The 23189-nt window shown below is 58.5% G+C and carries 23 protein-coding genes; 12 read left to right on the top strand and 11 right to left on the bottom strand.

Translation table 11 applies throughout. From position 1 onward, the window contains the following. Positions 1-60 precede the first annotated feature (60 nt). Positions 61-576: an HPP family protein gene (locus tag BG842_RS25445; protein WP_069452976.1), complete on the top strand. Its 516-nt coding sequence runs from the start codon at positions 61-63 to the stop codon at positions 574-576. A 100-nt stretch (positions 577-676) separates the two neighbouring features. Here the strand turns inward: BG842_RS25445 and ppsA are convergent, their stop codons facing one another. Then, positions 677-2971 (bottom strand): pyruvate, water dikinase, encoded by a 2295-nt coding sequence (gene ppsA / locus BG842_RS25440; protein WP_069452975.1) that lies wholly within the window; start codon positions 2969-2971, stop codon positions 677-679. 119 nt (positions 2972-3090) lie between these two features. Further along, a complete protein-coding gene (locus BG842_RS25435) occupies positions 3091-3429 on the bottom strand; it encodes a hypothetical protein (protein WP_069449616.1) in 339 nt (112 codons plus the stop codon). Between the two features lie 181 nt (positions 3430-3610). Between BG842_RS25435 and BG842_RS25430 the strand changes: the two genes are divergently transcribed. Further along, the gene (locus BG842_RS25430) at positions 3611-3958 is read left to right on the top strand and encodes a KTSC domain-containing protein (RefSeq protein ID WP_083252410.1); all 348 of its coding nucleotides are present in this window, start codon (positions 3611-3613) and stop codon (positions 3956-3958) included. An 18-nt stretch (positions 3959-3976) separates the two neighbouring features. Here the strand turns inward: BG842_RS25430 and BG842_RS25425 are convergent, their stop codons facing one another. Beyond that, the gene (locus tag BG842_RS25425; protein ID WP_069449615.1) at positions 3977-4900 is read right to left on the bottom strand and encodes a PhzF family phenazine biosynthesis protein; all 924 of its coding nucleotides are present in this window, start codon (positions 4898-4900) and stop codon (positions 3977-3979) included. Between the two features lie 385 nt (positions 4901-5285). On the opposite strand from BG842_RS25425, the gene BG842_RS28435 reads away from it, so the two are divergent. The 3 genes from BG842_RS28435 to BG842_RS25405 all read left to right on the top strand — a co-directional run bounded on the left by BG842_RS28435 (position 5286) and on the right by BG842_RS25405 (position 7461). Further along, positions 5286-6101, top strand: a complete 816-nt coding sequence (locus tag BG842_RS28435; protein WP_083252746.1) for an MBL fold metallo-hydrolase — start codon at positions 5286-5288, stop codon at positions 6099-6101. A 194-nt stretch (positions 6102-6295) separates the two neighbouring features. After that, a complete protein-coding gene (locus tag BG842_RS25410) occupies positions 6296-6838 on the top strand; it encodes a putative phosphothreonine lyase domain-containg protein (protein WP_069452972.1) in 543 nt (180 codons plus the stop codon). A 206-nt stretch (positions 6839-7044) separates the two neighbouring features. Beyond that, entirely contained in the window at positions 7045-7461 is a 417-nt protein-coding gene (locus tag BG842_RS25405) for a RidA family protein (protein ID WP_175424292.1), read from the top strand. A gap of 109 nt (positions 7462-7570) precedes the next feature. Here the strand turns inward: BG842_RS25405 and BG842_RS32315 are convergent, their stop codons facing one another. From BG842_RS32315 to BG842_RS29390, 4 genes are all read right to left on the bottom strand, one after another. Next, positions 7571-8056: a hypothetical protein gene (locus BG842_RS32315; protein WP_256388574.1), complete on the bottom strand. Its 486-nt coding sequence runs from the start codon at positions 8054-8056 to the stop codon at positions 7571-7573. Between the two features lie 352 nt (positions 8057-8408). Then, entirely contained in the window at positions 8409-8831 is a 423-nt protein-coding gene (locus tag BG842_RS29400) for a hypothetical protein (RefSeq protein ID WP_139136066.1), read from the bottom strand. Between the two features lie 44 nt (positions 8832-8875). Next, positions 8876-9520 carry a hypothetical protein gene (locus BG842_RS29395; protein ID WP_139136268.1) on the bottom strand — a complete coding sequence of 215 codons (645 nt, stop codon included), beginning with the start codon at positions 9518-9520 and terminating at the stop codon, positions 8876-8878. After that, the gene (locus BG842_RS29390; RefSeq protein WP_139136267.1) at positions 9520-10002 is read right to left on the bottom strand and encodes a hypothetical protein; all 483 of its coding nucleotides are present in this window, start codon (positions 10000-10002) and stop codon (positions 9520-9522) included. Before BG842_RS29390 ends, BG842_RS29395 begins: the two co-directional genes overlap by 1 nt. An 886-nt stretch (positions 10003-10888) precedes the next feature. Here BG842_RS29390 and BG842_RS32310 point away from each other — a divergent pair. Continuing rightward, a complete protein-coding gene (locus tag BG842_RS32310; RefSeq protein ID WP_254663479.1) occupies positions 10889-11050 on the top strand; it encodes a hypothetical protein in 162 nt (53 codons plus the stop codon). A 119-nt stretch (positions 11051-11169) separates the two neighbouring features. On the opposite strand, the gene BG842_RS25385 is transcribed toward BG842_RS32310, so the two are convergent. Next, positions 11170-12561, bottom strand: coding sequence for a hypothetical protein (locus BG842_RS25385; RefSeq protein WP_069452969.1), 1392 nt, complete (start codon positions 12559-12561; stop codon positions 11170-11172). Positions 12562-12697: 136 nt separating this feature from the next. Here BG842_RS25385 and BG842_RS25380 point away from each other — a divergent pair, with 136 nt between their 5' ends. The 5 genes from BG842_RS25380 (at position 12698) to BG842_RS25360 (ending at position 16841) form a co-directional block, all read left to right on the top strand. Continuing rightward, the gene (locus BG842_RS25380; protein WP_069452968.1) at positions 12698-13252 is read left to right on the top strand and encodes a hypothetical protein; all 555 of its coding nucleotides are present in this window, start codon (positions 12698-12700) and stop codon (positions 13250-13252) included. 36 nt (positions 13253-13288) lie between these two features. Further along, a complete protein-coding gene (locus tag BG842_RS25375) occupies positions 13289-13999 on the top strand; it encodes a phosphoribosyltransferase (protein ID WP_069452967.1) in 711 nt (236 codons plus the stop codon). Between the two features lie 5 nt (positions 14000-14004). Next, entirely contained in the window at positions 14005-14604 is a 600-nt protein-coding gene (locus BG842_RS25370) for an HD domain-containing protein (RefSeq protein ID WP_069452966.1), read from the top strand. 182 nt (positions 14605-14786) lie between these two features. Next, positions 14787-15635 (top strand): S-methyl-5'-thioadenosine phosphorylase, encoded by an 849-nt coding sequence (gene mtnP, locus BG842_RS25365; protein ID WP_069452965.1) that lies wholly within the window; start codon positions 14787-14789, stop codon positions 15633-15635. 135 nt (positions 15636-15770) lie between these two features. Then, positions 15771-16841, top strand: a complete 1071-nt coding sequence (locus BG842_RS25360; RefSeq protein ID WP_069452964.1) for an alanine--glyoxylate aminotransferase family protein — start codon at positions 15771-15773, stop codon at positions 16839-16841. On the opposite strand, the gene BG842_RS25355 is transcribed toward BG842_RS25360, so the two are convergent. From BG842_RS25355 to BG842_RS25345, 3 genes are read right to left on the bottom strand one after another with little or no spacing between them, the layout of a single operon-like run. After that, a complete protein-coding gene (locus tag BG842_RS25355) occupies positions 16838-17848 on the bottom strand; it encodes a ScpA family protein (RefSeq protein WP_175424291.1) in 1011 nt (336 codons plus the stop codon). The two genes, BG842_RS25360 and BG842_RS25355, sit on opposite strands and share 4 nt — an antisense overlap. Continuing rightward, a complete protein-coding gene (gene smc, locus BG842_RS25350) occupies positions 17841-21419 on the bottom strand; it encodes a chromosome segregation protein SMC (RefSeq protein WP_069452963.1) in 3579 nt (1192 codons plus the stop codon). Before smc ends, BG842_RS25355 begins: the two co-directional genes overlap by 8 nt. A gap of 27 nt (positions 21420-21446) precedes the next feature. Further along, positions 21447-21713 (bottom strand): hypothetical protein, encoded by a 267-nt coding sequence (locus BG842_RS25345; protein ID WP_232423799.1) that lies wholly within the window; start codon positions 21711-21713, stop codon positions 21447-21449. A 231-nt stretch (positions 21714-21944) separates the two neighbouring features. Here BG842_RS25345 and gatB point away from each other — a divergent pair. Beyond that, the coding region (gene gatB, locus BG842_RS25340; RefSeq protein ID WP_069452962.1) for an Asp-tRNA(Asn)/Glu-tRNA(Gln) amidotransferase subunit GatB at positions 21945-23189 on the top strand (1245 nt) is incomplete at its 3' end.

The raw sequence follows: 23189 nt of genomic DNA, 5'->3' as shown, positions 1-23189 counted from the left end.
AACAGTTGTCTTCGATACGTCTACAAAGGGTGTATCGATGGAAGGGGCTGACAAATCGGTATGAGACAGCACGTAGAAACCGGTCTCTATGCAGGATTTTTGTTTGCCGTTCTCGGATTCGTTGCATGGATGAGCGGTGAGCCGTTTATCTTCCCGAGCCTTGGCCCATCTGCATTCGTGCTGGCGTTCGAGCGCCGGAGAGACCGACGACAGGTGTATCGGATTGTCGGGGGTCATCTCATCGGCGGTGTTGCCGGATTTGTTGCGTTTCATTTGCTTGGAGATGGTGCAGCGATCACAGCACTGCCACCCGCCCGCTCAGCTGAAGAATTTCATCTCGTTGCGAGTGCAGTCGTCTCGATTGTTCTCACTAGTTGGGCGATGATTGCAACCGACATGATTCACGCTCCCGCCTGCGCAACGACGCTTATCGTCTCCCTTGGATTACTCTCGACCCCGACTCAAGTTGTGATTATCGTTGTGAGTATCGTTCTCCTCGTAGCGTCGGATACTGCTGTACTGTTTCTTTTTAAACGAGTGGTTGGTAGACCACATCCAATCTATTCCGGTGAATAAGCTATCCTCCCTACTGCTCGCCCGGCGAACCACGCTTTAGCGGCGAGCAAATACGGATTTGGAGCGCTTTCCGAAATCTTTCGAAAAATCGGATTGTTCGTTACCGCACCGAATCCAACATCAGTTTCTGCTCGACGCGTTTGACTTCGTGTTGCACGTCGCGCACGGCGTCGATGTTTGCCGAGATGGACGACACGCCGCGGTTGACGAGGAAGCGAACCATCTCCGGTTTCGACCCGGCCTGCCCACAGATGCTCGTGTTGATGTCGTGTTCGCGGCAGCAGTCGATGGTTTGGCCGATGAGTTCGAGGACGGCGGGGTGGAGTTCATCGAACCGGTTGGCGACGTTCTCGTTGTTGCGGTCCACCGCGAGGGTGTACTGGGTGAGGTCATTGGTGCCGAAACTGGCGAACTTGATGCCCGCTTGTGCCATCTCCTCGATTTGGAGCGCGCTCGCGGGCGTCTCTATCATCACGCCCCACGAGCGTTTGTCGGGGTCGATGCCCGATTCGGCCATCAACCGACGGGCGCGGAGGACGTCCTCCGCGTCGTTGACGAGCGGGAACATGATCTGTACGTTGTCGTAGCCCATGTCGTACAGCTCGCTGAAGGCGTCGAGTTCGTGCTGGAAGACGCCGGGCTTGTCGAGGCTCCGGCGGATGCCGCGCCAGCCGAGCATCGGGTTGTGCTCGTTCGGTTCGTTCTCGCCCCCTTGGAGCTGTTGGAACTCGTCGGTCGGCGCGTCGAGCGTGCGAACGCGGACGGGTCGGGGGTAGAACTCCTCGGCGACGCCGCGGATCCCCTCCACGATTTCGTCCACGTAGGCGTCCACGCCGTGGTCCTCGATGTAGCGTTCGGGCGTCTTGTTGGTCGAGAGGATCATGTGCTCCATTCGGAGCAGGCCGACGCCGTCGGCTCCCGTGGCGGCGGCGCGTTCCGCGGCCTCCGGGATGGAGACGTTCACCTTGACCTCCGTCGCGGTCATCGGTTTGACGGGGGTCTTCGGTCGTGCCTCCTCGATGGGTTCGCGCTCCGTCTCTCGTTCGGGCTTGCCCTCGCGGATGGTTCCCTTGTCGCCGTCCAACGTGACGACTTGCCCGTCTTCGAGGGAATCGGTGGCGTTGCTACAGCCGACGACGGCCGGGACGCCGAGTTCGCGCGAGACGATGGCGGCGTGGCTGGTCATGCCACCTTCGTCCGTGATGATGCCCGCCGCGCGCTTCATCGCGGGCACCATGTCGGGCGTCGTCATCTCGGTGACGATGATGTCGCCCTCGCGCACCTTGTCGAGTTGGTCGAGTTTCGTGACGAGTCGGACCGCGCCGCTCGCGATACCGGGGCTGGCCCCGAGTCCGTCGACGAGGATTTCGTGCCCGCTCGCGCCGACCGCTCCGGCCGCGCCGCTGCCGTCGGCGACGCCCTCGGACGACTCGGCCTCGATGGTGCCGTTGTCGCTGATGGTGGTTATCGGACGCGACTGGAGCATGAAGACCTCTCCGTCCACGATAGCCCACTCCACGTCCTGTGGGGTATCGTAGTGGCTCTCGACCTCCTCGCCGAGTTCGATGAGCCGGTCGATGTCGGCCTCCGAGAGGACGCGTGCGTTCCGTTTATCGTCGGGAACGCTTCGTTCGACCGTCTCGCCGGTGTCCTGGTCTTTCACGTGCATCACCTTCTTGTCGGCGATGGTGACGTCCTCGGCCGCACCGGTTTCGCGGTCGATGACGTAGTTGTCGGGCGACACGGACCCGGAAACGACCGCCTCGCCGAGCCCCCACGCGGCCTCGATGATTATCTTCGGCTCGCCGGTCGAGGGGTGGCTGGTGAACATGACGCCGCTCTTTTCGGCGTCCACCATGCGCTGGACGACGACGGCGATGTCCACTTTCCTGTGGTCGAAGTCCTTCTCCTGTCGGTAGTAGATAGCGCGCTGGGTGAACAGCGACGCCCAACACTCCTTCACTCGCTCGACGAGATCGTCGCGCGTGATGTTGAGGAACGTCTCCTGTTGCCCTGCAAAAGACGCGTCCGGGAGGTCCTCGGCCGTCGCGGAGGAGCGGACGGCGACGAACGCCTTCCCGTCGTCGAGGTCGTCGTAGGCGGCGAGGATACCCTCGCGCATGTCTTCAGGAATGTCGGTACCGAGAATGAGCTCTTCCGCCCGCGACTCGGCCTCCGCCAGTGCCGCGGAATCCTCGGTGTCGACGTCAGCGGCCTCGAACAGCTCTTCCGCGATACCGGTTTCCTCGATGAACCGTCGATAGGTTTCGGCGGTCACGACGAATCCCGGCGGGACAGGGAGGTTCGCACCGGTGAGTTCACCGAGCGAGGCCCCCTTGCCACCGACCAGTTCGAGGTCGTTTGCACTGATTTCGTCCAGCCAGAGTACAACCATTGCGTATGGGGGGAAACAAGCAGGTACATAAAGAATGTTCCGACCAGTTCGTCGTGGAAAAGTAACTCAGAACCGAATATACTCTGGAATCGGCATCAGGACGCTGGGGGCGATTTTCGTCATTCTACGAACAGGGGAAGTAGCTCATGGACGTCGGCACACGGACGGATTTCGAGGGTCGTTCTGTCGTAATCGATGAACCCGTAGTCCGCCAGCTTGGGAAGATGGTGGTGATGAAGCATCGACCGGACGAGGATTTCGTCCGTACCGGTCAATCGAGACGAAACGTGCGCTCCGAGTTCGTCTAACTCGATGGTGTCGGCGTCGCACTCGTGAAGGAACGATAGGACAGTTCGACGTTCCGGGCGTTGCAAAGCGTCGAAGACGTTCGACAGGTCGTGCGTGCTTGGTGCGGCTGTAGAAATTCCGGTTTCGATTGGCGTCTCGCTGTTAGTCATGGCTTCTCCGACCACCCGGACGGCAAGACGGACTGGATATATTGAACGTGTAGAACCGTCCGGATTGGTACACCATAGAAGACGGCGATTATACATAAATAACTTTCTGTGCCTCTGCATAACTTACAGCAATGATTTACGAGCCGATGCGTTGAGGGTCGTTCGAATCGTGGCTTCGGCGATGAAAGCGCGCACACGCGACGGCGAACGAATCGAGTGCGACGAGTTCGAGGAAGGGAGCGAGGGAATCATCCTCCGAGGACGCCACGCGGGCGTCGTGGGCTACGTCCCGTACGACATGCTGGCGTCCGTGACGCGAACCCGGACGCCCGTAGATTCGACCAGTTTGGCGAGCGTCGGCTACGACCCGGAGGAGGAGACGCTCGAGATCGAGTTCCACAGCGGCGGCGTGTATCGGTACGCCGACGTTCCCCAATCTGTGTATCAGGAACTCCTGAGCGCCCGCTCACACGGGTCGTACTTTCACGAAAACATCCGGGGAGCGTACGACTATCGTCGGGTTCGATAACGTCGTTCGCGTCCGTCGTCAGCACTCGATGATGTCGTCGTCCGCCGCGTCGGGGGCGACCAAACTGCCGTCCAGCGCGGTCGTCGCCCGACCGCCGACTCGCACGCCGGTTTCATTATCGACCCGCACGCGCACGTAGCCCGGTCGGTCAACGAAGTGGCCCTGCTCCAAGCGGAGTTCGTCCGGGAAATTCTCGGATTCGTCCTCGTTGTCGAAGGCGTCGTAGGTGTCCAGATACGCCGCGACCGACCCGCTCGCCGTACCCGTCACCGGGTCCTCCGGAATCCCCACCGCGGGGGCGAACATCCGCCCGTGAAGCGTCGAGTCCGCCTCGATGGCGTCGAACGTGAAGGCGTAGACGCCGAGCGCGCCGACCGCCTCGCCCAGCGCCTCGATGGCCTCCATGTCAGGGTCCGCGCCGCCGACGTGTTCGAGGAAGTTGACGGGGACGATGAGAATGGGAAGTCCCGTCGAGGAAACCGCCAGCGGGAGGTCCTCGCCCACATCGCGGAGCGCCGCCGGGTCGATGCCGAGCGCCGCACCCAGTTGTTCGTACTCGATATCGACGGGCTCGACTTCGGGGTCGTCTTGGGTCATCCAGACGGTTCCGTCCGCCTCAACGTCGATGTCCAGCACGCCGACGTTCGTTTCGAGCGCGTGCGTTCCCGGTTCGATGCGGTCGTCTTCGAGCAGGTGCACGTGTGAGGCTACCGTCGCGTGACCGCAGAGGTCGATTTCGGTGGTGGGCGTGAAGTACCGAACCCGACGGTCCGCGTCCTCGCTGTCGACAAAAAAGGCCGTCTCGCTCACCGAGAGTTCGCGGGCGATGGCCTGCATCTGGTCGGCCGTCAAATCGTCGGCGTCGGGGACCACACCGGCCGCGTTTCCGGCCAGCGGTTCGTCCGTGAACGCGTCCACGAGCAGCGTTCGACAGGTTTGCATACTGGGGCATGGTCCGACGGGGAGTTGAAGCCTCGGTTCTCGATGCCCGTAGAGTGCTCGGATTCTGGGGTTCCCTCCTGCCACACTACAGTTCTCGCTATAAATGGTGGTGGAATGATAAACACCCATTCCATTCGGTTCGTGATCGGGTAGCGGCGGTGAGCATGCTACTTCCGTTTTTCAGACGGTAGTAAACTCGGTCCATTGGTACGCGAAGAGTAAACTGGTCGGGAGCCATTTGTCTCACTGCTCCATGTTGCACTAAGCGGGTGTGGGCACACCCGATCTCGAGTGAAGAATAGAAGTTCAGATATCAGTCCAAAGCTCATGCAGTCACATCTGCACGATCGACGACGTTTTAGAACTATCTGTGACAGTTCTTGGTATGAAAGTCACCTTACTTGGATCAGGAGAGGCTCTTGGGGTTCCTGCACCCTTATGCGATTGCACATACTGTGAAACCAGTCAGCAACGGCGGCGGCCAGGACTCGCTGTAGAAACAGACCACGCTACTGTCGTGCTCGATGTCAGTCCAGATGTGAAAGAACAACTCAATGCGACGAACACGACAGATGTGGATGCGTTCTTCGTCACGCACCATCATTTTGACCATGCTGGGGGCCTTCATGAGCTCAATCACGCAGCGATGGCGTTCGATGAACACATGCTCAATCCGGATGAGTTCACAGCGGACGAGAGACCACACGAGGCGAGTTTTGCAGTCCACCTGAGTCCAACAGCATGTCTCCATTTGAGTTACTCAAATAGCCATCTCGCAAATCGCCTTGATCTCGAGTTACTCTCCCATGGACAAGCAGTTCAGGTTGGAGATTTGCGAGTGGTTCCGTTTCCTGTCGACCATGCACATCCCATGTTCGATACGCTCGGCTTTGCCGTGTATCACGACGAGACGAAGGTTGTGTACGCTCCCGATATGGGGACATTCTTGCCTGAGCGCGAGGGGGGTCGTGAGTATGAAAATGCAGACCTATTGTTCGCTGAAGGTGCAGCGCTCTTTCGAGCAGAAGGGCATGGTTCGAAAGCGGATCTTCGTGCTGCCTTGGAGTCTGCAAACGCTGAACAGACAGTACTTCTAAATCTCAGTGAGCATCTCCAACGGATGTCAACCGATGAGATGCGAGTAGTTGCAACTAACTCTGGATACGAGCTTGGGCAAGACTTCGAAACGTATCATGTGTGAAGAAATAAAGCGAGCGAGTCTGAGCAATATCTGTGATAGATGGGATCGTGCTAACTACTGAGGTCGTATCCATCAGCTCTGCTGAACTCTAGTCAGGTGGATATCTTAGCAGACACTATAGATTTAGTTTCACTTTCACTCTGTCTGGCAAGCATTGTTGTTCAAACCCGCTCGACATTGAGATGAAGTAGACCATGCAGTCTCCGCTTGAAATCACCGAGACAGAACCGTATTGGCTCCGTAGTCGAGATGTGAGTGACTCACCCAAAATTGGTGGTGATGACTATTTCTCCGAACACGATGTTACACGCCCTGAAGACGTTGAGTCTGATGACCTGCCACCAGCAGACAGCGAGGCCGTTCGCGAGATTGACCGCGAAGCACTCGAACAGAAGAAAACGATCGGCAAGTGGCAAGTGACAGGGTCAGCAGATCGTATCGAACAGTTGTGGCCTGAACTGCTCTCTGACGCAGAGGCAGGCATCATTTGGGCGGTAAAGGCTATGACTGCATTCGGATACGAGGAACTGCCGATGTACGATGAGTACATTCTCACAGTCTACACACCCAACTATTTCGAGCGTCACGATGTCACCCGCGTCCGGGAACACCTCCGAGACGAGCACGACGTTACTCACGAACTATACTACAAACCAGACATATACACCGCAAAGAGAATCGATGCAGGAACAGCCGACGAATTTGGCCTCTCAGCCCCTGCTAGATACGTCGAATAGAATCCCGTCGAAGAGTCGTGTCACCAATCTTTTTGCGACTCGTCCGACCGACTTGCGCTCTGTCACTTACAGCGGTGCAGCACGTTGCCGAGCTGCTATCACAAGCGGCATGCTGAATACAGAGGATAAACTAATCGAAGAACGGTATCCTGCAGGTGAATTTATACGCTCCCAGATTATTTATAATGGGCATTATATGTATTGATATGAAGAAAACAGCTATTCTCCCGGGAATGTGGGGTGACGTTGAGTCCGATGAGATTGACGAATTGCAGATGTCCTATGGAGTCGTTACCCACCGTCCAGGCTACAAGAAGGTCATATTCTCCGGTACAGGATATCCTGAAGGGGACATCAAGGAGCAAACCAGAGGCATTCTGGCACAAATTCAAGAGGATCTCGCCGATCTGGGAGGAAGCATGGCCGATGTGACGACGCTCCGGCTCTTTGTTCGAGAGGATGTGCTTTCACCGGAGACGCAGGTACACATCCACGAGGTGCGTGCCGAGTTCTTCGAGCACCCACATTACCCAGCGGCAACAATGGTCGGTGTTGCACAGCTCCTCTACGAAGAGATGCTGATTGAAATCGAGACGGAGGCCGAAATTCCAGAGGACGCTTGAGAGACCGAGATTATAGATGGTAATTAGGGCTGAGCTCAATCCGGTACTGTCCCAAGTGGGGTTTGAGGAACAGTCGATTTGCACCTCTAATTGGGTCGTTCAGGTGAGACTATTCTTCGTTCAAATGATTCTCTAGGGCTTGAATGGTCGGATCAAGCATTTCTGGTAATCCTCGTTCCGCGTCTGAATCCGGAACCCAATCATCGGGCGTCAAATAGTCGCCGATCTCATGCACCGTCGCAGCATCAGCATCTCGGTACTCACAGACCGCCCAGAAGGCGGCCGATTCCATACATAACGACACCACTCCCTCATCGCGATACTGTTCAATCTCAGGAATCGTCTCTCTGTACATCGCACTCGTCGTCCATGTCCGTCCTCGTGGGGTATCGAATCCCGCCTCTGAGAGGGCTTCGTCAAGGGAATCGACGAGTGATTCAGTCGCTGTTACCGATTCATCTGGTGGCAGATAGTGATAGGAGACTCCTTCGTCCCGAATCGACTCCGTTGGAAGAATCGCTGCATCGGGAGTGATCTCTGTCTGCAGTGCAGCACAGCCGCCTAGCATCACTACGATCTCAGCACCCCCTGCGATGAGATTCTCCGTGACTTGCAGTTACTGGGGCACCGTACCCCATTCATGGACCGGAACATACCCTACAGCGTCAGAGAGTAGATAGAGATATTGTGAGCGTACGATGTCCACCGTCGAATCTGCACGTTCACGCACTACGTCGGTGAGTTCGTCTTGATAGCCAAGAATTACAGCAGGAGGGATATCGGGTAGTCCGTCATCCTGCGCTTCGACAGCGTCTCGGGGTGAAAAGAGCGTGTCTGCATCATACTTGTCCGTATAGTTCGGGATCATGCGACACAATTATTCAAAAAGGGACAAATGTCTTTCTCAGTATAAAAAGGATTCAATCAACAATTCAGGATCTAATTTATTATTCATCAGAACAGGATTGTGCGTTCAAAAGTAGCTCAGGTCTTTTTTGATTAGGAACGATAGCGACTGAACTGTTACGGGTACAATCAGATTTGTCAATTTCCCATGAAACTTTTTTCTTTAAGACTGGATCAACATCATTGACACTTACTGTGTGTTGATAAACTCCCGCCAGAACTTCTGCGTCAACTACTTTTACACTATTTGGGCTCATCAATAATGTTTTATTTATTATGCTATCCTTGTTCTTACCGCTGGAAGTAGCTTGAACCCAAACTTCATGATTTTCGTCAGTATAGTTCGCAACTTGAATGTGAACACTTATTTTAGAGTTGAATAGAGCGCGTGACTGGCAACCCGCAAGTGAAGCAAATCCTCCGACACTCACAGTGAGCAATTGCCGACGGGTAATCTTATGCATGAAATATATATCAATCCAAACTATAAAGAATTATTGTTAAAGTCTCAATCATTTACGACATCGAAGTGACAGAACCCTCCGAGAACACTTGTGTCCCTAAATGCAATCCCTGCCCAGGACGGATCTACATAGCTATACGTCGAACTGTTCCAGCCTGTAAGCGTAACATTGCTCCCTGGTGGAAGACGTGTGTCAGCAACAACTGAACATCCGTGGGCATCGTTCCGACCAATAGGCATGTCTCCGGTAGGAATTTCCCAATGATGCCAAAATGGATTCCCATTGTAATTGTCAGTAAACGACATAGATGAAGCCTGGAGAGAGTGACTGATACCTATCGGTCCAAATCCAATAGTTATATTTACATCAAATAACATTTCATGTTGGTTTTCCCAGGGATCAGGTTCCGGTGAACGAAGTTCTGTATCATTGGAACTACCGTCACGAACCTCCATTGTGGTTCGATATTCCTCAAAAGTGACATCTGTATCCCATGGTGAAATTGGCCATCCTGTGAACCATCCTGAGACGAAAAACCGCTTCCAATCGTCATCAGGTAATTGGTAATATGGTGTTCCATCACCTCCATAGTGGTCTGCACTTACTTCACATCGCCAGTGGTGTTCTCCTCCAAAGTCTCCGTAGAAATTATCCTTCTTAAAGTGAAAACCGCCAACATTTCGAGGCATCAGTTACCACCACCGATAGTATTCCGAGCTGATTGATAATCTTCCATTAAGCAGAAACCAACACGATCAAATTTTGTCCGTCGATTCGAATTGTGTACACTCAAATATCCTGCGAGACATTTTGAGTTGTCTAATAGGAAAATTTGAGATCTTACCCCGTTATTAGCGTATTCACTGCTAAGTTTGTGTTTGTATCGACGATCATCTGTCGCTGTATCTTTTTTAGCGATTGCTTCAGAGTCATCAACGTTGATCGGAAATGTTGAATCTCCCACTTTTATATCTCCGTGTATTCCACCATTTGTGCGCACAACGTTAGCTTGTGCATCTGACAATAATTCATGTGTTTTCATATCATATGAAACACCGGTGAGTTTTTCTTTCGACTGTGCTGACGTCGGTGCTGAAACCAGAGCAAGGCTTGCACTGCTTGCACCTAACGTCTTTAGAAACTTTCTTCGGTCCTTTGTGTAGTCTATCACAATAGACAATGTAGAATTATCATATCATATTATAAATGTTCCGGTGAGAATAATAAATGAATGATAATATTTTGTTTAAGTATTAATGCATTATTATCTATATACAGATGTCATCTCGTCAAGAGGGTTTACGAATTTCAGATTGTGATGCATCAATCCGGAAAACAACATGTGTAAATAAAATTTCAATGCTTATCTCAATAAGCCGAATCCGATATTGACTCGGATTTAAATTGCCAGCTGTGTATTTTAGTGAATGGGTGAAAATACATAATCTGATTTATTATTACGATACATTTTACTTATTTCTCGTACTCTTACACCGTGAGATTCGTCTCTCCTTCTCCATTCGCCTATTCGTAGGTGCTATATCTTTGCAGGCTATAATTCTACTTTGCATTCATTGAAAACTACTCGTTAAACATGCAATACAAATGCCACACGGACTGTATCCGAACAACCGACGCTATTCTACTTCTGCTTATACTGCCCACAGGAAGTCAACCGTCCAAAACAGGCAAATTCGAGAAATCGAACTCACTTCCGTCGTACGTTCTACTTTGGATATAGAACCGATCACGCATCTTGAAACGCGCCGAAATCCCAGAACGCAGACTACTTTTCCACCGATCATTCGGAGCAGCCGAATTCGACGTTGCAATCAAACAGATGTCGGTTCCTTCACAAAGCTCGGGTCCACAACTCACTACATCAAGCTATGGAACGAAATACGCTCTCCTCCACCCTCCTCGCGTACACCGTCATTGCAGCAGGTGTAACGGTCGTCCCGCTCGCGTAGCTCTATGGCAAAGCCATCGGCCTGCTGCTAATCGCGTCCCTGTTCGTGTTCTCCTTTCTCCATGCGCGGACTGGAAGCGGTCCAACCATGGCGATGGAAGGTGGAGAAAACGACGTCGTAGAAGTGGACGCCGCACCATCACGGCTGCACATCGGGTCCTCGCTCCCCACGAACAATCGAGCGGTCCTCACGTTCTACCTCCTTGGCATCGTCCGCTGGAGCCTCGTTGCGACCTTCGCCGTCGTCTGAGATGTTGTTTGAGTTTCTCGTCGCGTTTTTTCCTCGTTCTGCTACGGTAGCACCACGGGCACGACGACCTGTCGGCGCGGGGTGAAAGATGTGCGCCTTGCATTCAATTCCGATGGCGATTACGACGACTGAACGACGTAGCCGCCGGTGACGCGCAAGTCGAACGAATCCGGCGAGGAGTCGGGAACCTCGACGGTCAGGGACACGTCACGGACGAAGGCTCCCTCGTGCGCGTGGTCGTCGGTCAACTCGAACGTGGTTCGATTCCCCTGCACGGAGAGCCACCCGGTTCCGGCCGCGGTGCCGGACACCTCCGCGGTCGCCTTCATCTGCTTGCCGGAGTCCGTCGCGCCGGACACCGAGAAGGATTCGAGCGACAGTTCCGGCCCGTCGGTCGAAACCGTGACCGTGGTATCGAACGTCTCGCGGTAGGTAACCGACCCATCGTCGCCTCCGCCCGTGCCGCCACGGCCGCCGTCACCGTCTCCGCCACGGCCACCGCCGCTGCCGCCATCCCCGCCTCCGCTACCACCATCGCCGCCGTTTCCGCCCTCGCCGGGTTCCTCGGTCAGCAGTTCGACGCCGAGTTCCGACTCGACGGCCGCGATTTTGGAGAAGATGGTCTGGCGCGCGGACCCGGCGAAGAGCAGGCCGACGAGTTCGCCGGTCGAATCGAGGAAGACGGGCGACCCGCTGTCGCCGCCCTTCGACATCGGTCCCGCGATGAGTTGGTCGCGGAGTTTGATGGTGCCCGCGTCGCCGTAGTTCACGCGGACGCTCGCCCCGGTCGCCTTCACGTCGCCGCTCGTGACGCCGGTGGTGCGGCCCGTCTTCGTCACCGTCTGACCCTTGAGCGAGCGGTAGTCCTCGCGGCGGACGCTCGTCGGCCACGAGTCGTCCAACTTGTAGTACTCGGGGGATTCCCGCTCGGGGTCCACGGAGCGCGCCGCGACGTCCACCAGCGCGCCGTCGTCAATGGTGACGTAGCCGCGCAGTTCGCCGGTCTTGTCGTCGGGCATGCTCCCGCCGTCCCTCGGCGATGGCTGGATGACCGGTTCGCCGAACTCGCCCTTGTTCACCCGGGCGTAGACGTGGTTGTTCGAGAGGCGAACGACGTCGCCCTCGGAGACCGACTCGGCCCAGTTCGCGGCGTCAGTGTCGGTCACGCGGGCGGGATACGGCCCAGCGGTCGCGGCCGTCGATTTCGCGTTGATTTCGCTGATACCGCCGACGACCGGTCGATGGCGGTCGTGGCGGCCCGCCTCGGCATCGGGGAGGGGTTCGAGAAAGGCGAGCGCGTCGAATCCGTCGCGTTCGTCGCCGTAGCCCGCGTCTTCGACGCGGACGGTAACGCCGGAGACGCGTTTTTTCACGTTGTCCTCGTCGTCGAGTTCCGCGTCCGGGAGCTTTTGCGAGACGAAGACCGTGAGCGTGTTCGTTTCCTCGTCGTAATCGACGCCGAGGACGTTCTTGCAGTCGAGGAGGTGTTCGAATTCTTGTGTGTGCGTCATGGTTTGGGGGCGTCAGGACAGGTCCGTCGTCGGTGCTTTCACTGCCTGGTTCGGTGATATTAAGGTTCGAATCGTAATATAGTTGATGGCGCTAGCGGGGTAGCGTTTTCCACGCGGGAGGCGTAGCACGGTATCCATGAGAGAGCGCGTCCCCCAAATCGAAGTCGTTCGAACGTGGCTCGAAAACGAGCGGGTCAAGCCGGGTGTGGACGTCGAGTTCGACCCGGACGAACCGGAGTGGGCGCTCGTCGCGAAACTGCTCGATAGCTGTGCGTTCGAGGCCTCGTTTCTCTGGCGGTATCCCATCGCATGGTATCGGTTCGACCTCGACGAATCGCGGTTTCGCCGCCTCCGGGTCATCGACGGACCCGAAAACGAATCGTGGCGACGACTGTCACCGGACGGGAGCGTGCTGGGTGCGGCACGGCGGATTCTGGCGGACGAGTTGACCGGGACGTACGATGACGTCGACGTGACGCGGGTTCGTCAAATCGCGGCGGCGCTCCCGGCACCGTCGCGGCGACTGGTGTTGTTCAAGCGCGACCACGGGGAACGACCGACAATCGCGGACGGGAACCACTACGCGACGGCGCGTGCCATCCGGCTCCTCCAAACAGGCGAGTACACCCCGCAGTGGGCATATCTCGGGGTTCGACGACGCGTGCAACTGGGCGTACGCGACCACCTGTAAACCGTTAAGTGTGCCGACGCGCGACGTTCGGATAGAATGAGCGACATCCCGGACGATTTCAAATGTACCATCACCAACTGGGATTACATCTACAGTCTCTGCCGCGACGTGAGCGAGCAGGTGAAGACCTCCGAATTCGAACCGGACGTCATCGTGGCGCTCGCACGCGGCGGCTGGTTCGCCGGGCGATGTATCTGTGATTTCCTCGGCTTGGACGACCTGACGAGCCTCAAGATGGAACACTACGTCGGGGCGGCCCAGAAGTCGAGCGAACCCGAAGTCCGCTACCCCATGCCCGAGGGGAGCGTCGAGGGCAAGGACGTGCTCATCATCGACGACATCGCGGATACGGGCGGGTCCATCAAGCACGCCGCGGAGTACGTCGAGGACCGCGACGCAGGCGAAATCCGAACCGCCACCCTCCAACTGCTCCAGACGAGCGAGTTCGACCCCGACTACATCGGCGAGCGACTGGAGGAGTGGGCGTGGATAGTCTACCCGTGGAACTTCATCGAGGACATGATAGACATCACCAGCGGCGCGCTGGACCGAGCCGACGACGAGGTGTTCACGAAGGACGACATCCGACACTACCTCAACGAGTATCACGACGTGGAGCGAATCCAGATGGAGATCGCCCAACCGGACCGCTTGAGCGAAGTCCTCGAAGAGATGGTTCGCCGGGACGTCCTCGCCCGCGAGGATGACGGCTGGCGACTGCTGGAGAACTCGACCGGCGTGCAGTAGAAACCGTGGACACCATCGACGCACTCGCGGACGCGTTCGCGCTGAAGGACGAACGCCGAACCGGGTGGCAACTCCGGGAGGTTTCGGACCCCGAATCGGTCGCTGGACACACGTGGGGCGTCGCACTCCTCTGCTTGCAGTACGGGAACGAAGCCGACATCGACACCGACAGGGCGCTCCGCATGGCGCTCGTGCACGACCTCGCGGAGGCGAAAACGGGAGACGTTGCGACGCGCGTGAACGACGCCGACCAGCGGATTTCCGCGGCGGAGAAAGACCGGCGGGAACGCGAAGCCATGGCCGACCTCGCGCCCGCGCTGGACCCCGAAATCCGCAACCTGTGGGAGGAGTACGAAACCCGCGAGACTCCCGAGTCCGTCTTCGTCAAGGACATGGACCTGGTGGACATGTGCCTGCAAGCGCTCGTCTACGAGCGTGAAGCGCGATACGACGGCGAGCGTGAGAACGACCGGTTCGACGAGTACGAGGATTTGGACGAGTTCTTCGCCACGGCGGAACCGCGACTCCGAACCGCGATCGGCAAGGAACTGTTCGAGGAAATCGAGACGCGCTACGAGGCCGTTCGGGACGGGACGGACGAATAATCGGTCCGCAGCCGAGAGGTCCGTTCCCGAGCCAAGAGCGAGGACGATACGGGAGGTCCCCGATATCGTATTTTGGGTCGTGTGTCGCGGCATCATGCAGCACGGACGGGCTAAAAAGGCTCCGAATCCCCGTTCGAGCCGAACCCGTGTCGTTTAGGTGGACACCGGGACGAGTACCCGTCATGATAGGCTTCATCGGCGGAAGCGGCATCTACGACGCACTGCCACTCGAAAACACCCGCGAGGAGAACGTGACGACGCCCTTCGGCGAACCCAGCGCGCCCGTCACCATCGGCGAACTCGCCGGGAAGGAAGTCGCTTTCCTGCCCCGCCACGGTCCGAAACACCAGAAGACGCCGACGGAAGCGCCGTATCGGGCGAACATTCACGCGCTGAAGCAACTCGGCGTGGAGCGGATTCTGGCGAGCAACGCGGTCGGCAGCCTCCGCGAGGAACTGCCGCCGCAGACGCTCGTGGTCCCGGACCAGATTTTCGACCGGACGAAACACCGGACCCCGACGTTCTTCGGCGACGGCATGGTCGTCCACATGCCCTTCGCGGACCCGTACTGCCCGCACATGGTCTCTCACCTCTCGGAGGCCAGCGGCGAGGCGACCGACGCGGACCACCACTCGGGCGGCACCTACGTCTGTATCGAAGGCCCGCAGTACTCGACCCGCGCGGAGAGCGAGTTCTACCGCGCACAGGGCTTCGAAATCATCGGCATGACTGCCATCCCGGAGGCGAAACTCGCCCGCGAAGCCGAGATGTGCTACGCGACGGTGGCGGGCGTCACGGACTACGACGTGTGGAAGGAGGACAGCGAGGTGACCCTGGAGGAAGTGCTCGACAACGCCGCGAAGAACGAAGACGCCATCAAGGAGGTCGTCGAGCACGCGATTCGAACCATGCCCGACGAGCGCGAGTGCGACTGTGACCACGCGCTCGAAGGCACCATCAACACCCCGACGGAAGCGATTCCGGAGGAGACGCGCGAGGAAGTCGACCTGCTCGCGGGCGAATACCTCTGAATCCGAGCCGAATTCGGTAACGAAACCGACGTAGGAAAACGACGAGATTCTCCAGCGGCCCAGTCCGGTCTTCGACCGTTCCCAGGGTCCCGGTCGGTGGAACGGTTTAACTTCGACGGCGAACGCAGGGGACCTATGGACGAGAACACGCTCACGATGACGCCGGGGCCGACCGCCGTCCCCGAGGACGTTCGAGAAGCGATGGCGCAACCGGCGATGAACCCCGACGTGAATCCCGAGTTCGAATCGTACTACGAAACCCTCCTCGACAAACTGGCGCGGGTGTACGGAACGGACGACGAGATGGTCGTCCTCGGCGGCGAGGGAATCCTCGGGCTGGAAACCGCGGTCGATTCGCTGGTCTCGCCGGGCGACGACGTGCTCTGTCTCGCCAACGGGGTGTACGGCGACGGCTTCGCGGACTTCGTGGAGATGGCGGGCGGCACCCCGGTGGTCCACGAGGCCGACTACAGGGACGCGTTCGACCCGGACGAGGTGGCCGCACGCGTCGAATCGGGCGACTTCGACGCCGCCACGATGGTCCACTGTGAGACGCCGACCGGTCTGCTGAACGAGTTCGGCGAGATTCTGGCGACGTTGCAGGAGGCGGGGATTCTGACCATCGTGGACGCCGTGTCGTCGCTCGGCGGCACCGAGGTCCCGGTCGAGAACATCGACGTGTGTCTCGGAGCCTCGCAGAAGTGTTTCAGTTCGCCGCCCGGCCTGACCACCATGTCCGTCAGCGATGCGGCGTGGGAGAAGGTCGAGGAAACCGAGCAGGACGGCTTTTACACCAGTCTGGAACCGTGGCAGGACGCCGACTACTCCTTCTTGCCGTACACGCACCTCGTGTCGAACCTGTACGCGCTGGAGGCGTCGCTGGACCGGATTCTCGACGAAGGTCGGGAGAGCGTGTTCGCGCGCCACGAAACGGCGGCCGAACGCTGCCGAGAGCGCGGCGAGGAACTCGGACTCGAACCGTTCCCCGGAACGGAGTCGCTCTGTTCGCCCACCGTCACGGCCTTCGAAATCGAGGGACGTGCGGAGGAGATACAGGAGCGATTGTACGAGGACCACGACGTCCTCGTCGCCACCGGACTCGGTGAGATGGCATCGGACCTCCTCCGAGTCGGTCACATGGGCTACAGCGCCGACGAAACGCGCGTCCAGAAGACGATGGACGCGCTCGAATCGGTGCTCGATTAATCAGCGAGGAGTTCCGGCGGTTCCGCGTCGTCCGTCTCGCGGGCGTCCTGCACCCAGAGGTCGCCGAACAGGTCGTCTTGTTCGAGCACGAGCGTTCCTCTGTGGGCGAGAAACAGCAGAGCGAGGTACGTCATGACCCGCGTCGAACCGACCGTTTCGATTTCGGCGTAGAGCACTTCCGTTCTCCCCGCCTCGTACTGTTCGACCAGCGCACCCCGCACGTCGTCGATGACCGTCTCGATGTCCTCGTCGTGGGTCGTGCCCGTCACCTCCGACTCCGTGGGTTCGTCGTCGAAGCGCATGTCGTCGCCCGAGTGGTAGTCGAGCGTCTGGGTCCCGCGCTGGAACCCCTGTGGCGAGCCGCTCGTGTCGTAGGTCCGCGACTCCTTCCACCACGACCCGCGTTCGCGCTCCCGGAGTTCGCGGACGAGTTCGTCCAGCGTCTCCGGTTTTCCGCGGGCGCTCTTCCGGTCGAGTCGTCGCTCCATCTCGTCTTCGAGCGACGCGACCGGATCGAACCCGTCCGTCTCGTCCATCGCCATCGGCGCTTCCCACGGTTCGAGTTCCGCTTCCTCCTCCGGTTCGTCCTCCGAGAGGAGCGCGTCGCTCTTCATCCGAAGGAGCACACTGGCGTAAAACAGCGCCCGTCCCGAGGTTCTGAGGTCGGTGCCGTCCAACCGGTCGAGGAACTTGTCCGTCACGTCCACGATGTCGATGTCCCACGGTTCGATTTCGCCCTCCTCCGCGAGTTGGACGAGCAGTTCGACCGGTTCCACCTCGTCGTCCGACCCCTCCGTCGGCAGGTCGGAGAGGAGGTCCGATTCCCCCCGCTCCCGGTCCTCGTGACCGGCGATATCGAGCGGAATGTCGTCGTCTCGCGGCTCCGCCGCTCGACTGTCCGCGGAACGGAGTTCCGCGCTACTCGCGTTCCGATTCTCCTTCGGAGAATCGCTACTCGCGGCTTCGCCGCTCGTGTTCCGATGTTCCTCCGGAACATCGCTAGTCATCCGCGGGCACCTCCTGCTCCCCGTCCAACCGGATACCAGTCACGCTGCTCACGTTGTCCCCTTGCATCGTCACGCCGATGGCGCGCTCCGAACGGTCGAGCATCGCGGAGCGATGCGAGACGACGACGAACTGTGCGTCGCCCGCGAGTTCGTGCACCATCTCGCCGACGCGTTCGGCGTTCACGGCGTCGAGGAAGGCGTCCACCTCGTCCAGCGCGTAGAACGGCGCGGGGTTGTACCGCTGGATGGCGAAGATGAACGCGAGCGCGGTCAGCGACTTTTCGCCCCCACTCATGGCATCGAGACGCTGGACGGGTTTGTCCGCCGGTTGCGCCTTCATCGTCAGGCCGCCGTCGAAGGGATCGTCGTCGTTTTCGAGGAACAACTCGCCCGACCCGGCCGACAGGCGAGTGAAGATATCCTGAAAGTGCGCGTCGATGGCGTCGAAAGCCTCCATGAACGTCTCCTTCTTCTGTGATTCGTAGGAGTCGATACGCTCGCGGATGCCGTCGCGCTCTTCCACCAACGTCGCTTTTCGGTCCTTCAGATCGTCCAACTGCTCGTCCACCTCATCGTACTCGTCGATGGCGAGCATGTTGACGGGTTCGAGCGCCTCCATCTGTCGAGTGAGTCGGTCGATGTTTTCCTGCACTTCATCGTGGTCCGGCACGTCCTCGGGGTCGTACTCGCCGACCTCCTCCCGGAGTTCGGACACCACCTCTTCGAGACGACTCGCGCTCCGCTGCAGGCTTTCGAGTCGGTTCTCGACGCCCTCGACCTTCGACTGCTGGGTGTCGCGTTTCGACTTCGCCTCCTGCAGTTCCTCCTTCAACTCGGCGCGTTCGTCCTTGAGTTCGGTCAGTTCCTCTTCGAGTTCCGATACCGCCTCGCGCTTTTCTTCGAGGATTTCCTCTCGCTCCTCGATGTCCGATTCGAGTTCCGAAATCAGCTCTTCCTGCTCGGCTTTTCGGTTCTGTGCGGATTCCACCTCGTCGTGGAGGTCGTCGATGGCGTCCTCGGCGTACTGCTTTTCGAGTTGCAGTTCGTTGAGTTTGCCGTCGAGCGAATCCATTCGGTCCGAAAGCGCGTCGATTTCTTCGTTCACCTCGTCGGCCTCGCTCGTCAGCTCGGGAATCTTCGAATCCGCGAGTTCGCTTTCGAGGTCCGCGATGTCCTCCTCGATGGACGCAATGGTTTCGTCGTGGGCCGACACCTCGGCGTCGAGTTCCTCCATCCGCTCGGTGACCGACTCGCGTTCGTCCTGTAGCTCCTCGATTTCGTCCTGTAGCGACCTGATGCGCTCCTCGATGGATTCGAGTTCGGACTCCTTCCGTTCGATGTCGTTCTCGATGCTTCGAACTTGGTCCGTCGCATCGGTCTGCCGGTCGCGGGCGTCGTCCAACCGCTCTTCGACGCCGTTGATGGACTGTCGAATCGACTGGCGCTCGTCCTCCAACTCGTTTATCTGGCGCGCCACGCGCTCGATTTTTCCCTTGCCGGAGGCAGAAAACGAGTAGCGCGACCCACTGGTCGAACCGCCGGTCATCGCCCCGCTCTTCTCCACGAGTTCGCCCGAGAGCGTCACGAGGCGGAAGTCGCCCATCAACTCGCGGGCCGTCTCCATGTCCTCCACGACGAGCGTGTCGCCGACGACGTAGGAGAAAACCGAGGCGTACTCCGAATCGAAGTCGATGAGATTGTACGCGAAATCGACCACGCCCGGCGTGTTGGGCAGGGACGGTAGGCGGCGCTTTTGCATCTTCGTGATGGGCAGGAAGGTCGCCCGGCCCGCATTTCGCTGTTTCAAATACTCGATACAGCGCTGTCCCACGTTGTCGTCGTCCACGACGACCTGCGCCAGTCGGCCGCCCGCGGCCGTCTCGCAGGCCGTTGCGTACTGCTGGTTCACGCCTCCGAGTTGTGCCACCGCGCCGTGAACGCCGTCCAGTCCGCCGTTCAGAATCGTTGAAACGGCGCGGCCGAACGACGAATCGCCGCTCTCGTTGGCCCGCGCATCCAGTTTGGCGTACTCCTGCTGTTTGGACTGTATCTTCCCTTCTACCGCGTCGAGGTCGGACTGGAGTTCGGACTTTTCTTCCTTCAGGTCCGACACCACGTCCTCGATTTGCGCCGCGTTTCGCTCGGCTTTCGTCAGTTCGTCGGCCAAATCGCCGAGTTCGGTTTCGAGTTCGGGAATCCGCTCGCGGGCCGACGAGAGTTCGTTTTGCTTCTCGTTCACCGCGTCCGAACGCCGCCGCGCTTCGTCCAGCAGGCGGTCTTTCTCCCGCTGGCGCTCGTTTTTCTCGCTCTTTTTGGCTTCCAGAGCGTCTTTCTTCTCGGCGAGGTCGGCTTTCACCTCGTCGTACTCGGTATCGACGTTCTCTATCTCCTCTTCGATTTCGGCGAGTTTCGCTTCCTTGGTTCCGATTTCGCCCTTGACCGAGGCCTTCTCGATTTTGATGTCGCGGATGTCGCCGTCCAACTCGTCGACCGTTTCCTGTTTACGGTCGATTTCGACGAACGCCTGCCGTCGCCGATTTTCCGCGTCCTCGATCTTCTCTTCCGCCGTCTCGATTTTGTCCTCGAGACGGGAAATTTCGCCTTTGACCTCCTCGATTTCGCTCTTGATGGCGAGCTGTTCGTCCTCGCCCTTGCGCTCGATTTCGGCGTTGAGTTCCTCCAGTTGGTCTTCGAGACGGACGACTTTTCCCTGCTTTTCGTCCAGTTCGCGCTGGAGGGAGACGAGTTCCTCCTTTCTGGCGTCGATATCCGTTCGAGTCGCGTCCAAGTCCGACCGTTTCTCTTCGAGTTCGGCAGCCTTCAGATAACCTTCGTACTCCTCTTTTTCGTCGCGGAGACCCTGATATTCGAGCGCCGTCTCGCGTTCGTCCCGCAACTGGTCGAGCCGGTCTTCTTTCTCCTCGATTCTCAGTTCGGCCTCCTCAACGCGGTCTTTGACCACTTCGAGTTCTTCCAAGGCGGCGTCCCGCTTCGCGTCGAACTCCGCCACACCGGCGATTTCGTCGATGATTTCGCGCCGCTCGTACGGCGTCATGTTGATGATGCCGGTCACGTCGCCCTGCATGACGACGTTGTAACCTTCCGGCGTCACACCCGCCTGTGCGAGCAGGTCCTGTATGTCCGAAAGGTTGACCGAGCGGCCGTTCAGGTAGTAGTACGAGTAGTAGTTGTCCTCGGTCTGTTTGACCCGGCGCTTGATGGTGATTTCGTCCACGTCGCCGACGTTATCCGTCCCGGCGGCGTTGACGACCTGCGTCCGGTCGAGGGTTCCATCGCTGTTGTCGAGAACGACTTCCACGGATGCTTCGAGCGGTCCGTTGCCCGCCGCCTCGTCACCGTCGTGGCCGGGGTTGTAGATGAGGTCGGTCAGTTTCTCGGCGCGAATGCCGCGCGTTCGGGCCAATCCGAGCGCGAAGAGAACGCTATCGATGATGTTACTCTTCCCGGAGCCGTTCGGGCCGGTCACGACGGTGAAGTCCTCGTAAAACGGGATTTCGGTCTTCCGGCCGAAGCTCTTGAATTTGTCGAGGACGAGCGTTTTGATGTGCATGGATTGCTCGTGGGGTGAGGAGAAGTCCTACGCGACGATGATGTCGTCGCCGAGTCCGGACGACTCCTCTTCTTCTGTGTCGTCCTTGGACTCGTCAGATTTAGCCTCTTCGTCCTGCGCCGATTCCGATTCCGATTCCGATTTCGAGTCCGCGTCCGCCGTTTCCTGTGCCTGCTCCAGTTCGCGGATTCGCTGGTTCGCGTCCACGAGTTCCTCCGTCAGGCCACGAATCGTCGCTTCCAGTTCTTCCATTCGAGATTCGAGTGAGCCGATACGGTCGCGCTGGCTAGTCATATAACGTATGCGTGACGGTTTGCCTATAAATGTGCGTCAGACATGTGACAGACTCCTGCGAAGTAAATCGCTCCGTCACAACAATGAGGACAGTAGGTCGAGCACCGACAACGAATCGACGGCGAATGCTCACGGAAACCGAAGCGGATCGATTAGCGCGTTCCGTTCGTGAGAGGCGTCGTTGGGAGCGTCCCGTAGGCTTTTAACACTCACCCGACCAACCAGTCTGTAATGACTGCTCAGGCTGTCCAAGAGGGCGAACTCGTGGCCGTTATCGGCCTCGAAATCCACGTCCAACTGGAAACGGACACGAAGATCTTCTGCGGGTGTTCGACCGACCAAGACGACGCCGAACCAAACACCTACACCTGTCCGGTCTGTCTCGGGCTTCCGGGGGCGCTCCCGGTGTTGAACGAGGCGGCCGTGGAGTACGCCGTCAAGGTCGGCAAGGCCATCGACGCCGACATCCCCGAGGAGACGACCTTTCACCGGAAGAACTACTTCTACCCCGACCTCCCGAAAGGATTCCAGATCACCCAGTACGACGCGCCCATCTGTCAGGACGGCGAACTGGAGTTCAGCTTCGAGGGTGAAACCCGAACGGTCGGAATCCACCGCGCGCACCTCGAAGAGGACCCCGGCAGTCTCCGGCACGTTCGGGACGGAACGGGCGACATCGAAACCCGGACCGTCGGCATCGACCGCGCCGACTACACCCTCGTCAACTACAACCGCGCCGGGACGCCGCTGATGGAGATCGTCACTGAACCCGACTTCCGTGAACCCGGCGAAGTCGTCTCCTTCCTCGAAAAGTTGGAGGAAGTGCTCGAATACCTCGGCGTCTTCGACTCGACGCGAGACGGTAGCCTGCGCATCGACGCCAACCTGTCTATCATTCCCGAGGAGGACGTTGCGGACGACGGGTCGATTCCCGAGGACGTTCTCGCGGAGGCGAACCGGACCGAAGTCAAGAACATCTCGAGTCACAAAGGGGCCGAAAGCGCGCTGGCCTACGAGGAGAGCCGACAGAAGAACCTCATCCGCCGCGGAAAGGCCATCGAACAGGAAACGCGCCACTTCAACGAAACGCACGGTTCCACGGTTTCGATGCGCTCGAAGGAAGCGGAGAAGGACTACCGCTACTTCCGCGAAGAAGATCTACCGCCGCTCCAAGTGAGCGACTGGAAGCAGGAACTCGAAATCCCGGAACTGCCGGACGCCCGCCGCGAGCGGTTCCGCGAGGAGTACGGCCTGAACAAGGAGGCCGCGAGCAAGCTCACGTCGAGCAAGCAGGTCGCTGACTTCTACGAAGACGTGGCCGAAGAGTTCGACCCCGACCTCGCCGCGGCGTGGGTCGCCGACAGCCTTCTCGGGGAACTCAACTACCGAGACATGGAGATCACGGACGTCGAGGGACGCCTCGGGGAGTTCAAGAACCTCATTCGACTGGTGGCCGAGGACGAGATTACGGCCAAG

Source organism: Haladaptatus sp. W1 (assembly GCF_001723155.1).
Taxonomy (GTDB): domain Archaea; phylum Halobacteriota; class Halobacteria; order Halobacteriales; family Haladaptataceae; genus Haladaptatus; species Haladaptatus paucihalophilus.
The sequence above is the reverse complement of the archived record's forward strand: the minus strand, read 5'-3'. Positions and strand labels throughout refer to the sequence as shown.